The following is a 14,502-nucleotide window of genomic DNA, read 5'->3' on the forward strand; positions in this document are numbered from 1 at the left end:
GGGGAAATGGAAGTGAGTCTTATTAAATGAAGTCCGGATCCGGAATTTCGAAATCCGGGAGATATACAGGATCAAATAACAAGAGTCAAATAAAATTCATCAGGACTCCTTCCCGAAAACAGGCAGTATTCCCTGCCAGCCCAGCCGGCAGCAGGCAGGGTTTTCGGGTGCCTGCCCGAACGATGTTCAGTCAGTCGGGCGGGGCTTTTTTGGTTACTTTTTTCTGCAAAAAAAGTGACAAAAAGTAAAAGACAAATAAATTCAGATGGTTCGTTCCCCGCCAGGCACGCAGGCTGGCGGCGGCACATCATATCATCTTCAAAATGTTTAAGTACAAGCTTATAGACTACTCGTTATGACAAATTATCTTTTAAGAAATATCAACATTGTTAATGAAAATTCCATTGCTGCTACGGATGTTCTAATAAAGGATGGAAGAATCGAAAGAATAGGTACTGCCATTCAGGCAACATTTGCCGTTAAGGAAATTAATGGCGAAGGCAAATACCTGCTTCCCGGCGCTATTGACGACCAGGTACATTTCAGGGAACCGGGCCTCACGCACAAAGCCACCATCTATTCGGAGTCGAAAGCGGCGGTAGCCGGTGGCGTTACCTCTTTTATGGAAATGCCGAATACTATACCTAACGCACTTACGCTCGATTTGCTGGAAGATAAGTATAGTATCGCCGCGCACACAGCTCTGGGGAATTACTCCTTTTTCATGGGTACTGCCAATAATAATGCAGATGAGGCGCTGAAAGTAAACCAGCACCGTAATAGTATATGCGGTATTAAAATTTTTATGGGCTCCAGTACAGGCAATATGCTGGTAGATAATTACCTCACGCTCGACAAACTGTTCAGGGAAAGCGAAGTGCTGATTGCCACGCATTGCGAAGATGAAAAGATCATTAAAAGCAATTACGAAAAAATAAAGAAGGCGCAACCTGTTTTAACGCCGGCACACCATCCGCTGATCCGTAATGAAGAAGCCTGTTTTGAATCATCGCTCACGGCTATACAATTTGCCCAAAAATATGACAGCCGCCTGCATATCCTGCACATTTCAACGGCTAAAGAGCTGCAATTGTTCAGCAATCTTAAACCGCTGAAAGAAAAACGCATTACCTGTGAAGTATGTGTACACCACCTGCATTTTACGGCCGATGATTACGAACGCCTGGGCTATTTGATCAAATGCAATCCCGCTATTAAGGCGCCATATAACAGGGAAGCGCTATGGGAAGCGTTATTAGACGACAGGATTGATGTAATTGCTACAGACCATGCACCGCATACTTTGCAGGAAAAAGGATATTACAGGGATAGTACCGGTAATCTTATGCTCACTGAAAGCATGCAGTATGAGCAGGCACACGCGGGGCTGCCGCTTGTGCAGCACCCGTTGTTGCTGATGCTGTATTATTACAAACAGGGAAAAATAACGCTGGAGACCATTGTGCGAAAGATGAGCCATGCCGTAGCCGATTGTTACCAGTTACCCAACCGGGGATACATCCGTGAAGGATACTGGGCCGACCTGGTGGTGGCTGATATAGATAAACCGCAATTGGTGAAGCGGGAAGATGTTTTATATAAGAGCGGGTGGAGCCCGCTGGAAGGCTTTACCTTCCCTGCAACCATTACCCATACATTTGTGAACGGTAACCTGGTATATGAAAATTATGGAAATGCGGTATGGAATGAATCTCATAAGGGCATGAGACTGGTGTTTGAGCGGTAGTGCAAAACAGACAGGATTGATTTTACAGGATTTGACCGGCGATTTTTAGCGCATGCAAATAGACAAAACCACATATAACGATCTTTCCGTCTTCAATGCTGAAGAAGCGTTTTCCGTTTTCCATAAACTCAATTTTACACGTACCACCGGCGGCAAAGAATGGCTGCGCCATATGATGCGGGAACCTTTTGACACGTTACATAAAATACAGGACACCCAAAACATTATCCGGCTTATGGTATCCCGCCTCGATGAATGGCCGGTTTCCATAACCAACGGCACCATGATAATGATGGAAAGGTTTTACGATACGCCGCTTGATCCTATTCCCCATTCAACAGATTTTTTCAGCACCCGGCTGTATAAAATCCTGCACAGCGCCGACTACGGACTAACCCGGTATTCGGTTACCCATTTCCGTGATTTTATAGCGGGTATGCAGCAACTGGCGGTATTGATTGATGCGCCACAGGCGCCGGCTAAGCTGCAAATGTTCGCCTCCAGGATACGGTCACTGCTATTGCATCAGCAACTGCAGGAATTATTGAAAAAGAAGCCGGGAGAAAGTTTTTCCATAAAAGAAAACCTGTACTACGGTCATTTTCTAAAGGCTGCTTTTAAAACGCGCTTTAGTGAATTAACGGAGATGTTTTATCAGTTAGATGCCTGGTATTCCATGGCCATGGCGGTTCAGCAGTACAGGTTAACCTTTCCTGAATTTGTTGATTCAGATGAACCCTTCATAAAAGCAGATAAGCTATATCATATTCTGCTGCCTCAGCCTGTATCTTATAACATAGCGTTATCTCCCCAAAGCAACTTTCTTTTTCTTACCGGGGCCAATATGGCGGGCAAAAGCACATTTATTAAATCGCTGGGCGTAGCCGCATACCTGGCACACCTGGGCATGGGCGTTCCCGCGGAAAAATTACGGCTTTCACTGTTTGATGGGATTTTAAGCAATATTAATGTTGAAGATAATATTGTGAAGGGCGAAAGCTATTTTTTTAATGAGGTGCAGCGTATAAAAAAAACAATACTCACCATCAGCAACGGCAAAAAATGGCTGGTGCTGATTGATGAATTATTTAAAGGCACCAATATACAGGATGCCATGCGCTGTTCGCTGGCGGTAATTAAAGGATTGACCCGTATTAAAGGTTCCTTATTTATCCTTTCCACGCACCTTTATGAAATAGGAGATGAAATGAGAGTGTATCCCACCATTTCATTCAAATACTTTGAAACCAATGTACAGAATGATAAACTGGTATTCAGTTACCAGTTGAAAGACGGTATAAGCAATGACCGGCTTGGTTATTTTATTTTAAAAAGCGAGAAGGTAGTGGAATTGCTTGAAAATCTTTAGCAGTTGCCTTATTCCCAAAACAGGAATGAAGCAAAACGGGTTAGTTTTGTAAAATGGATACTGCACTATTACTGAAAAATATTGCCATGCATATCAGCCTCACCGGTGAGGAGGCGGCTTATTTCGTTTCTTTTTTACAACATAGGAAAATCAAAAAAAAGCACTTCCTGTACCAGGAAGGAGATATCAATAAATTTCAGGCCTTTATAGTGGAAGGATGCCTGCGCAGCTATTCTATAGATAAGAACGGGTTTGAGCATGTGCTGCAGTTTGCCCCGCCCGGCTGGTGGATTGGCGATATGCAGAGTATTATAACGCAGGAACCCGGAACATTATATATTGATGCGGTTGATGATTCCGGAGTCATGCTTCTTTTTAAACCGGATCTCGAAAAAATATATACTGCCGTTCCCAAGTTTGAGCGCTTCTTTCGCATATTGGCCGAAAACGCCCTGGCTACCTGCCAGCACCGTTTAATCGGCAACCTGAGTTTGTCTGCAAAAGAACGCTATGAAAATTTTTGCCGGCTCTACCCTTCCCTGGTACAATGCCTGCCCCAAAAACAGGTAGCGGCCTATATAGGCGTTACGCCTGAGTTTTTAAGTAAAATGCTGAACCAGCCTGCCGTGGAAAAGTAACACCGGCTTAACCTGCATTAAGTTTTTCGCTTAACCTGCATTATTTTCCGGCTATAGTATCTGTGGTAGCTTTGCCCTATTAAAAACAACGATATGGCAAAAACAATACTGCACAAAGCAAATACAAGGGGCCATGCCGATCATGGCTGGCTCAACAGTTATCACACTTTTAGTTTCGCCAATTACTATAATCCTGAACGCATTCATTTTGGCGCGTTAAGGGTGCTTAATGATGATACGGTAGCCGGGGGTAAAGGTTTTGGCAAACATCCGCACGATAATATGGAAATTATTTCCATTCCGTTAGAAGGCGACCTGGAACATACAGACAGCATGGGAAACAAAACCGTAATCCGTAACGGCGATATCCAGGCCATGAGCGCGGGAACGGGCGTTGCACATAGCGAGTATAACGCCAATGCAGATAAAGAAGTAAAATTTTTGCAGATTTGGTTATTCCCCGACCGTAAAAATATTCAGCCGGTATATAGCCAGGTAACCCTGCAGGCTGCAGACAGGAAAAACAAATTGCAGCAAATCGTATCTCCACGTTCCAATGGCAGCGATGGCGTTACCGTTCAGCAGAGCGCCTGGTTCAGCCTCGGCGATCTTGAACAGGGGAAGCAGTTAAGCTACAATATCAAAAGAAAAGAAAATGGTATATACGTATTTGTATTAAAGGGGGAAGTAACCATTGAGGGTCAAAAGCTGGATACCCGTGATGGATTTGGAATATGGGAAACAGATACCATTTCTATTACAGCCGGTACCCATGCGGAAATATTGCTGATGGATGTTCCCATGGATATTTAATGAAATGTACCAACGTAAAATAATAACATGAACACGCGAACAGAGATTTTAATAATAGGCAGGGATGAATCCATCCTGCAAACAGTAGTAAGACTGGTAAATAATGATCCTTCATGGGCTGGAACAGGCACCACATCGGATGAAGAAGCTATTGAAAAATTCCATCAACATCATTTTGACGTGGTGTTGCTTACCAATGGCATTAGTGAGGAAGCGGATAAAAAGCTACGTAAAATATTTACGCACCAAAACCCGGGTATCATTATTATCCAGCATTATGGTGGTGGAAGCGGGTTATTACAAAGCGAGATAAGGGAAGCGCTTGACCAACGCAGCGCGGAAAACAAACCAACAGTTTCCATTACCGATGATGCGCTGAAAAATGCGAAATGGAATAGTAGTATTCAATAAAAGCAAAAGGCAATACCTGATTGGGTGCATTCCAAATTGCCGCATTGCTTTGCTTCATGTGGGCGGTGAAGACACCGCCCACGGCGGGCCGCCCCGGCTGGTGTCCCCCACCAGCCGGCGACAATTTGGAATGCATCCCCCTGATTTGCCTGTAAACAACATATAAAAAATAAAACAGGAATCATGAAAAAAACAATTGAAAAAATTATACCACGTCCTGACCGTCCCGGTATGGTGGGCGATGGTTTCAGGGTATTTAATTTTATTCCCGGAGCCAATATTGCTCAAAAACGCATCAGCCCTTTTTTGATGCTGGATTTTAACGCTGAATTTGATTTTGGCCCGTCCGATCATACCCGGGGAGTAGATGTGCATCCACATAAAGGGTTTGAAACAGTAACGATTGCCTATAAAGGCAGTGTGGAGCATTATGACAGCACGGGCAACAGCGGTATTATCCATCCCGGCGATGTGCAATGGATGACGGCCGGAGCGGGTATCCTGCATAAAGAATTTCATGAAAAAGAATTTTCAAAAAAAGGTGGACCTTTTGAAATGGTGCAGCTTTGGGTAAACCTGCCTAAAAAAGATAAATCAACAGCGGCGCACTACCAACCCATTACCGCCGCGCAAATGGGCAAAGTACAATTGCCCGGCAACAGTGGCATAGTAAATGTAATTGCCGGAACGTTCAATACTGTAAAAGGCCCCGCCGTTACTTACTCGCCCGTTAATTTATTTGATATTAAACTGAATAAAGCTGGCGAAGTAACTACAAACATTACTAAGGAACACAATACGGCGCTGCTGGTAGTAAACGGAAGCATAGAAGTGAATGGCGAAAAAGCTGCAGAACACAGTTTTATTTTATTTAATAACGATGGCGAAGAAATTACGATCAAAGCCACTGAAAATGCGGTAGTACTGCTTTTAAGCGGCGAACCCATTAATGAACCCATTGCCAGTTACGGACCTTTTGTAATGAACACGCAGGAAGAGATACAGGAAGCGATATTAGAATTTCAATCGGGCAAATTTGGGGTATTAGCTTAACAAGCCCTGGTATTGAAGTTTAAGGAATGTCCAATTAATAAAACGGGCTTAAAGCCATCGGCATGAAAAAAGCAATTAAGCATATTTTACAAGGCAGGGAAAAGCAGATTACCAAAGCAGATAGGGTGCTGCAATCCCTGCCGCATAAAGATTTCAGGTTTGCCAACCCCTTTATTGCATTACACCACATGCTGCCGGGGTATATTCAGCCCGGCCCGGAACTACGTATCCATCCGCACCCGCACAGGGGGTTTTCCCCGGTAACGTTTATGCTGCAGGGCGAAGGCTATCATAAAGATAATGCAGGCCACAATGAAGTTATACGCGCAGGCGATGTGCAATGGATGTTTGCCGGTAAAGGGCTTTTGCATAGCGAGGGTCCAACTGAACAACTTTTACAACATGGCGGCACGCAGGAAATGGTGCAGCTTTGGATAAATGTGCCGGCGGCGCATAAATGGGATGAGCCCACTTACCAATCGGCAACACGGCAACAATTGCCAAAAGTATTGGAGCAGGAGGCCGTAAACCTGCGGCTGGCGAGTGGGGAGTACGATGGCAAAACAGGGCCTATAAAAAGTTTCACCCCGGTTGTTACTATTGCAGGAGAAATGCAGAAAGGCTCAAGGGTACAGTTTACCGCAATACCCGGATACTGGACATTGCTATATGTAATAAAAGGAAAGATTAACGTAAATATGGAAACGGTAAGCAAGCACAACCTTATTGTTTTTGAAAAAGAAAATGAAGAAATAATGGTGTGTGCGGAAGAAGATGCGCAGATATTATTTCTTTCGGCCGAACCCATTGATGAGCCCGTAGCAGCCAAAGATAATTTTGTAATGAATACAATAGAAGAAATAGAGCAGGCAATTGCCGATTATAAGAATGGCGTGTTTGGCTGTTTGAGTTATTAAGAGCGTTTGTTAAAAGGGTGTGCTACCCTCATATTAGTTACTTCTTCTTTCCGCCCGTTCCAAAAGAGAAATAGATCTTTTTCGGTTATTTTCGACTAATTGTTTTCAAGCAATAAGAATAAGCTATAAAGCATTTATTATCAGTTTATTATAATGAAAAGACGACTAAAAGATGACTAAACAAGTTCCCATACGCCATAGCTAATTGACTTTATTTTCCCGTGCATTCGCGGAGAGAGAAGAAAATTGCCAACTTTTTTCTTTTCATGATCTTTATTTTCAATGCCAAATACCAACCAGGCGTAATCCTTTTTGAGCAAATTAGCTTCATTGCTCAATGCAGAAAAGTATTTCCAAGTTTGCCAAAATCATAGCCGTTTTTAGCTTCCTTAAATTCAACAATCTCGTTTTCCGACTGTAGATTTCGCAGTTGCTGCAGCTTAATTTTTAATTCAGGTTCTCTCATTTTTCCTCTTTTATGTACACAGAATGGTACCTGCATTTTCTTTGTACAGTGTTGAACCCATTCATCGGCAGACACTTTTTCAAAGTTAATATTTATGTTTATGAGTTAATAAACTAGAAATGGCGAGAGCAGTTGGTAATTATGGATATTTCAAAAAGGAGAATGAAATCATTCAGCCACAATAGAAAGCAATGCCGTTTATATTTAACGGGGTTTATACTTTGAATCCTGTAAAATTTGCCTGGCATCTAATTGCAGCAGCACATCAATAGCAGTATCCGGAAATTTTTCCATGTATTTTTTTATGATCTGCCATCCTATGAATAAGGAAATATTGCCCGGAGATCCTTCTCCCAATTCCTGCGTAAGCGGACCTTCTTCAACGTAAGATTGAATTTTAAGCGGGTCGCTGTTATACATTAAATCATTTTGGATCAAAAAACTCCATATCAGCCCCTCATTGGCATAACAGCCTTTTAATTGCGCCGTTGTATATCCAATCTTTAAAGTATCTGCTACCTGTGGCAGCAGCTTATTCAATACATACAACCGCTTCCCTTTGTCCACCGTGAGATCCAGTAAAGTTTTGTTTGTTGTCTGTGGTGGATAAAGGTCATCAATAATATTCTTCATACAATTTACCGCTATATAAGCCGGTTCAAATTTGCGGGATACATATTTGGGAAAGAGGGATTGCGCTATTTGGCTCTGGTATATGCTGGCATCATTACCCAGGTGAAGCTGCAACCCAACCGCAAGCGCGTCCTGCGTAATTACATCGCCGGTTTTTCCGAGGCTGGTTTGAAAAACGGCATCAAGCGGACCGACAAAAGTAATCAGCTTTTCAGGAGCATGATAGGAAGGGAAATAATACCTGGTGAACTGCAGTCCTTTTTTTACTTCATCTTCAATAGCTATAAAATTGCTGAATATTTTAGATGCCGTATCTTTTACTAACCTGTAATCGCGAAGGAACATTTTAATGGCCGTATCAGATTTACCTCCTGCATCAGTAAGGGAAAGCCCCAGGATATGCTGCATAAAATCGGGTAAAAAAACAGGGTACTTCTGCTGCAGCCGCAATATGCCAGCCGCAATATTATTGGTATCTATGGCAAAGAAATCCTGTTCAAACCGCTGCACGTTAAGATTTACTTTGATATGGGAAACATCGGGTATTTTCTTATTCCCGGTGCATGCCATAAAGCCTGTAAATGCAATTATTACCGTATAAAACCATTTTTGCATAGCAGGTGTAACGCAATAGTTCTTAAAATGTTGTGTAATCAAAGCTAAGGGTTGAAGGGCTATTGGACTCTTTTATACATATGCCGTTTATTAACTTTTCTTTTGCTTAAATAGCCGAACGAAATATAAATGGATCATGTCAGCAGATTTTGGCTTATCATCAAAATATAAATTGTACTCATTTATGTTAAGGTACAAAAGGTTTGGATTTTATTGTCTTCATGCTGGTATTTTATGCATTTGCATTGCAATGTTTGGCGCCTGCAAAAAAGAAGACCATGCTGAGCAACCTGCTACCCGGAACCATTATGAGTTGATCAATACAGGAAGTGTATGGGATATGTCTACCCAAACTTACCGGCCTTGTTATTGGCTGAATGAAGAAATACACTGGCTGGAGCTGCCTGAAGCAAAAAATGGATTTGCTTACGGACTGCAACTTGATAAGAGTAACATGTACATAGCAGGCTCTTTTGAAAACGCAGAAGGTCAAACACTGCCCTGTTATTGGAAGAATAATGAAAAAATAAACCTCCCCACCAGCAACTTGTTCCCCTTTACTTTTTGTACAACAAAGGACATAATAGTAAGAAACCATACCACGTATATACTGGGAAGCGCCGATTGGATACCTGTACTCTGGATCATTGACGCCCAGGGAGGGATTAAACATATGTATGTTGACAGCTCCTTCGTTACACAAAATATCAGGAGCAGGTCGGCAACTTTTGAAATGGCCGGTGGGAAACTATATATAGGCGGCGACAAGAGAATAAAGGTGAATCGCAGGTATGAATCGCAGGTGGGATACTGGACAATAGATGCAGCACTACATACCAACTGGCATATCGTGGAGGATCACCTGGCATATGCAACGGCTTTTAACTTAGTTATAGCAAATGAAAAAATTTTTATCACCGGAGAAAGAAGCATAGATTTTGGAGGCGCCACATTCCCAACGCCTGCATTATGGAACAGCGCCGGTAATATTCCGCTTTCCGGACTGGATAATTTAGCAGCATACCGGTTCGGTGAAGTGCATACCGACCGCCAAGGCAACCTGCTGTTAAATGTATTTGATTTTATGACCCACAAAGCACTGATCCTTTCTTTGAGCAGGCAGGGAGAGGTGCTTAAGCGGATAGAACCAATTATACCAGGTGACAGATCCTATTGCAGTTCCATTGCGGTAAATAATGACAGTACGGCTTTTGTTGGATACACGATCAACAATAGCGGGTATAGTGTATGGAGCTATTCCGGAAATAAATTAACCTCATTGCAAACGCCTCCAAACGGGGGTGTGATTATAGCTTCGGCAGAATGGAAGAAGCTACCGTAATGAGGGGGTTGTACCTGCGTTTTACTACTTACGCTTCTTTATATGCTCTGCGTCTGCTTTCCTGCTTTTAAATGGTGCAGCGCCTTCCACAGCAATAGTCAACGTTTTTCTCAGCTTGCCCAGGCCCTGTCGCCTTTTTTATACGGCACACAACCTTCATATTTTCCGGGCACTGCTACATAACGTAAAGCCTGGGTTGCGCCAATTTCTGATGTAAAATAGCCGAGCAAAGTCAGTTCCTTCATCATACGGAAATAATGTTTGGGATCTTCGGCTTTTTTTTCAGCCATATACTTTTTTGCATCCGCATCTATTTCCGTAAGTAATGTTTTACGCTCCGCGGCATCAATATCCATAAAAGATTTACCAAATTTTTTGTCGCTGGCTTCATTCAATAGTTTCATGCCTTCAAAAAACACCTTTTGATCTTTTTCATCGTAGCAATCGTTTACCATTACCGTCATAAACGCTCCTACTCCGGCAGCTTTGGCCCCAGGTGTGTTGGTTGCAGGTATGATGGTTTCAGCTATCTCATCCAGGTAAGCTATATCACCATCACTGAAAGTTCCGGTGGTTGCCGCTTTTTTATCGCCGGGTTTGCATCCCTCCAAAAAAACATTGGCTCCCACCACCGTACCACCCAGTATAAGCGCTACTCTTGATAAGGCTTCGCGTCTGTTCATAATTGATATTTTAAGGAATCAAAAATAAATTATTTGAATTTTATTTGTTCTTGTCATTTGGTTCTTGTCATTTAGCCCCTTGCGCTTCCCTGCAACTTGCAACCATCTCCCCCATTTATCCGCGGTCTGACGCTTCCTTCGTTGCGTACCGGCCGCTTTCATTTTCGCCCACCTATTCAGTCGGGCAGGGCATTTCCACATTTTCAAATTAAATATCCCCTTTCTTCAACTCCTTTACCGCATAATCCGCTGCTCTTGCCGTTAACGCCATGTATGTAATGGATGGATTTTGACAAGCCGAAGACGCCATACAGGCGCCATCTGTAATAAACACGTTTTTTACTTCGTGCATCTGGTTAAAACCGTTTAATACAGATGTTTTGGGATCACGCCCCATCCGGGCGGTACCCATTTCGTGAATACAAAAACCCGGTGCAGGCATGCTGTCATACGTGTTTACATTTTTCAGCCCTGCTTTTTCCAGCATTTCCGCCGCGCTGTTCATCATGTCTTTACGCATTGCCAGCTCATTGGCTTTAAACTCGCAATCTATATCCAGCGCAGGCATGCCCCATTTGTCTTTTTTATCTTTGCTGAGGGTTGCTTTATTTTCGTAATACGGTAAATGCTCTCCCCATGAACCAATGCCCATGCTCCAGTTGCCCGGTTCCAGTAACTGGTCTTTCAGCTCTTCTCCCACTCCATCTGCACTCCATTGCCTGCCCCTGGAAGCGCCGCCCTGGTAGCCGAAGCCCCTTACATAATCGCTTTGTTTTGTTTTTTCGCTGATATTGCGGAAACGCGGTATATAAATACCATTCGGCCGCCTGCCATAGATATACTGATCCTGGAATCCATCAAATGAGCCGCCCGCACCTACACCGTAATGATGATCCATAAGGTTGTGCCCCACCTGTTCGCTGCTATTGCCCAAACCATTGGGAAACGCATCCGACACGGAATGAAGTAAAATGGTGGCAGTGCCTAAGGTAGATGCGTTAAGGAAAATGATTCTGGCAAAATACTCTTCCGTTTTCATGGTTTCGGCGTCAATGATCCGGATGCCTTTAGCGCGTTTGCTTTCTTTATCGTAAATAACTTCCGTAACAATAGAGAAGGGGCGAAGCGTGAGATTGCCCGTTTTTTTTGCTGCGGGAAGCGTTGCCGAATTGCTGCTGAAATAACCGCCAAAAGGGCAACCTTCATGACATTTATTTCTATACTGGCAGGGACCGCGGTCGCCCACTCTTTGGGTATGGTTGGCCGACCGGCCAATGATCATTCTTCTGCCATCTGCAAATTCTTTTTTAATCCTCTCCGCCACATGTTTTTCTAAGCAGTTCATTTCCATTGGCGGTAAAAACTTTCCATCGGGCAATTGCGGAAGCCCTTCTGCGGATCCGCTTATACCCACAAAAGGTTCTACATAATCGTACCAGGGCGCTATATCTTTATAACGTATGGGCCAATCCACACCATAACCATCTTTGGCGTTGGCTTCAAAGTCTATATCGCTCCAGCGGTAGCATTGTCTGCCCCAGGTTAATGACCTTCCGCCAACATGGTAACCTCTTATCCAGTCAAACGGTTTTACCTGGTTGTAAGGATTCTCCTCATCATTCACAAAAAAATGCTTCGATACTTCGTTGTACGCGTAGCATTTACTTTGAATGGGACTATCCTTTTTATCCTGCTGCGTGCGGCTGCCATGATGCTTCAACTCCCAGGGATCAAGTGTAGTACCCGTATAATCTTTAATATGTTCAACATTTCTTCCTCTTTCCAGCACAAGGGTTTTCAATCCTTTTTCACAAAGTTCTTTTGCCGCCCATCCGCCGCTGATGCCCGACCCTACTACTATGGCATCATATGTATTTTGTGCCACGGCCTTGTTATTGATATGGATACTGTCGTTTGGCATGATGTATAAAAATCGTTTTTGGTTTATTCCTTAACCCTATTCCCATTCTCACATTTTCACATTTTCACATTTCCACATTAAAGGTTTCCTTTTTTCAATTCACTCACTGCATGGTCTGCCGCCCGGGCCGTAAAAGCCATATAGCCCAGGGATGGATTTACACATGAGGCTGATGTCATAAACGCCCCATCGGTAACAAATACGTTGGGTGCATCCCATACCTGGTTCCATTTGTTCAGCACCGATGTTTTAGGATCTTTACCCATGCGTGCCGTGCCCATTTCATGTATACCTCTTCCCAATGTACCATCACCATCGCGTCCTTTTACATTTTTAACGCCTGCCGCTTCCAGCATTTCAATGGCATCGTTTAGCATGTCTTTACGCATTTTCTTTTCATTTTCCTTGTATTCTACATCAAAGGCCAGCACCGGTAGTCCCCATTTATCTAAGCGCTGTTTCCCATTTTTATCAGGCACCGGGAGCATGCCCAAATCTTTCCCGGTTACAGGATCATTAAACTGTTCCTGCTTGTCTGAATAAGTATTTTTATCAAGATATATCCTGTTTTCGTGGTAAGGCAATGTTTCTCCAAAACCGCCTATATTCATCGTCCAGCCTCCCGGTTCCGTAAGTGCGTCTTTAAAATCGGCGCCAATAGAAATTTCTTCCAGGGAACGGCTGTAACCACCCCTTCCGCCACCACCCTGGTAGCCAAAGCCACGCAGGTAATCTCTTTTATCTCCAAAGAAATTGCGGTAACGCGGGATATAAATACCATTAGCGCGGCGTCCAAAATAATACTGGTCTTCATAACCATCTACCTGTCCGCTGGCACCTACACCCAGGTGATGATCCATTACATTATGCCCGAGCTCACCGCTGCTGCTGCCCAAACCATCGGGCCATACATCGGTAGCGGAGTTCATTAATATCCACGCGCTGTTTAATGCGGAAGCATTAACGAAAATAATTTTCGCATGGTAGGTATAGGTCTTATTGTTTTCGGCATCGAGTACTTCAACACCGGTTGCTTTTTTCCTGTCTTTATCGTATACAATTTTTGTAACGATGCTCCAGGGGCGGAGGGTAAGGTTACCGGTTTTCATAGCCGCCGGCAAAGTAGAAGACTGCGTGCTGAAATACGCGCCAAAAGGGCATCCCAGCCAGCACTTGTTGCGGTACTGGCAACTGGCTCTTCCCTGGCTGGTAAAAGGCACCGTAATATTAGCCGTACGGCCGATGATCACATGCCGTTTGCCATCGAATTTTTCTTTAATACGGGCGGCAACATCTTTTTCCACACAGGTCATTTCCATGGGTGGAAGAAATTGTCCGTCCGGCAGTTGAGGTAACCCTTCTTTGGAGCCACTGATTCCTGCAAACCGTTCGGCATAGTCGTACCATGGAGCTATTTCTTTATAGCGTACAGGCCAATCTATGCCAATGCCCTCTTTTGCGTTGGCTTCAAAATCCAGGTCAGAAAGGCGATAGCTTTGCCTTCCCCACATCAGCGAACGGCCGCCCACATGATAGCCCCTGAACCAGTCGAAGCGCTTTACTTCTGTATAAGGATTGTCTTTATCGCTACACCAGTAATCTAAGTTGGTTTCATTAAGCGGGTAGTCGCGCTTTAATACCGGGTAGTCTTTGATCATCTGTTGCGTACGCCCTCCCCTGTGCGGAAACTCCCAAGGGGCTTTATTGGCATTTACATAATCTTTTACATGCTCAATATTGCGGCCGCGTTCAAGCATTAATACTTTCAAGCCTTTTTCTGTAAGTTCTTTCGCGGCCCATCCGCCGCTTATTCCTGAGCCTATTACAATAGCATCATAAACATTATCGGGCATAACGTATCATTTTAAGATCAGCTATAGAAAGTAGCGTTGTT

Annotated in this window: 13 protein-coding genes; 8 read left to right on the forward strand and 5 right to left on the reverse strand. The window is 43.7% G+C overall.

What is annotated here, in order from left to right; translation table 11 throughout:
- Positions 1-355: 355 nt before the first annotated feature.
- The 7 genes from VL121_RS04745 (at position 356) to VL121_RS04775 (ending at position 6,948) form a co-directional block, all read left to right on the forward strand.
- Positions 356-1,747, forward strand: coding sequence for a dihydroorotase (locus VL121_RS04745; RefSeq protein ID WP_325402695.1), 1,392 nt, complete (start codon positions 356-358; stop codon positions 1,745-1,747).
- Between the two features lie 52 nt (positions 1,748-1,799).
- Positions 1,800-3,116 carry a MutS-related protein gene (locus VL121_RS04750; RefSeq protein WP_325402697.1) on the forward strand — a complete coding sequence of 439 codons (1,317 nt, stop codon included), beginning with the start codon at positions 1,800-1,802 and terminating at the stop codon, positions 3,114-3,116.
- 53 nt (positions 3,117-3,169) lie between these two features.
- Positions 3,170-3,754, forward strand: coding sequence for a Crp/Fnr family transcriptional regulator (locus VL121_RS04755; protein ID WP_325402699.1), 585 nt, complete (start codon positions 3,170-3,172; stop codon positions 3,752-3,754).
- A 93-nt stretch (positions 3,755-3,847) separates the two neighbouring features.
- Positions 3,848-4,567 carry a pirin family protein gene (locus tag VL121_RS04760; protein WP_325402701.1) on the forward strand — a complete coding sequence of 240 codons (720 nt, stop codon included), beginning with the start codon at positions 3,848-3,850 and terminating at the stop codon, positions 4,565-4,567.
- A gap of 27 nt (positions 4,568-4,594) precedes the next feature.
- On the forward strand, positions 4,595-4,978 hold the full coding sequence (locus VL121_RS04765; protein ID WP_325402703.1) for a response regulator transcription factor: 384 nt from the start codon (positions 4,595-4,597) through the stop codon (positions 4,976-4,978).
- A 183-nt stretch (positions 4,979-5,161) separates the two neighbouring features.
- Positions 5,162-6,031, forward strand: coding sequence for a pirin family protein (locus VL121_RS04770; RefSeq protein ID WP_325402705.1), 870 nt, complete (start codon positions 5,162-5,164; stop codon positions 6,029-6,031).
- A gap of 62 nt (positions 6,032-6,093) precedes the next feature.
- Positions 6,094-6,948: a pirin family protein gene (locus VL121_RS04775; protein WP_325402707.1), complete on the forward strand. Its 855-nt coding sequence runs from the start codon at positions 6,094-6,096 to the stop codon at positions 6,946-6,948.
- Positions 6,949-7,282: 334 nt separating this feature from the next.
- On the opposite strand, the gene VL121_RS04780 is transcribed toward VL121_RS04775, so the two are convergent.
- The gene (locus VL121_RS04780) at positions 7,283-7,414 is read right to left on the reverse strand and encodes a hypothetical protein (RefSeq protein WP_325402709.1); all 132 of its coding nucleotides are present in this window, start codon (positions 7,412-7,414) and stop codon (positions 7,283-7,285) included.
- Between the two features lie 204 nt (positions 7,415-7,618).
- Positions 7,619-8,704, reverse strand: coding sequence for a gliding motility lipoprotein GldB (gldB, locus tag VL121_RS04785; protein WP_325402711.1), 1,086 nt, complete (start codon positions 8,702-8,704; stop codon positions 7,619-7,621).
- Positions 8,705-8,846: 142 nt separating this feature from the next.
- On the opposite strand from gldB, the gene VL121_RS04790 reads away from it, so the two are divergent.
- Positions 8,847-10,004 carry a hypothetical protein gene (locus VL121_RS04790; RefSeq protein WP_325402713.1) on the forward strand — a complete coding sequence of 386 codons (1,158 nt, stop codon included), beginning with the start codon at positions 8,847-8,849 and terminating at the stop codon, positions 10,002-10,004.
- Positions 10,005-10,114: 110 nt separating this feature from the next.
- Here VL121_RS04790 and VL121_RS04795 read toward each other — a convergent pair whose 3' ends face one another.
- The 3 genes from VL121_RS04795 to VL121_RS04805 all read right to left on the reverse strand — a co-directional run bounded on the left by VL121_RS04795 (position 10,115) and on the right by VL121_RS04805 (position 14,461).
- Positions 10,115-10,687, reverse strand: coding sequence for a gluconate 2-dehydrogenase subunit 3 family protein (locus VL121_RS04795; protein WP_325402715.1), 573 nt, complete (start codon positions 10,685-10,687; stop codon positions 10,115-10,117).
- Between the two features lie 208 nt (positions 10,688-10,895).
- Positions 10,896-12,608, reverse strand: coding sequence for a GMC family oxidoreductase (locus VL121_RS04800; protein ID WP_325402717.1), 1,713 nt, complete (start codon positions 12,606-12,608; stop codon positions 10,896-10,898).
- 77 nt (positions 12,609-12,685) lie between these two features.
- Complete coding sequence (locus VL121_RS04805) at positions 12,686-14,461, reverse strand: GMC family oxidoreductase (protein WP_325402719.1); 1,776 nt, start codon at positions 14,459-14,461, stop codon at positions 12,686-12,688.
- Positions 14,462-14,502: the final 41 nt, after the last annotated feature.

The sequence above is a fragment of the Agriterribacter sp. genome (assembly GCF_035497235.1).
GTDB lineage: Bacteria > Bacteroidota > Bacteroidia > Chitinophagales > Chitinophagaceae > Agriterribacter.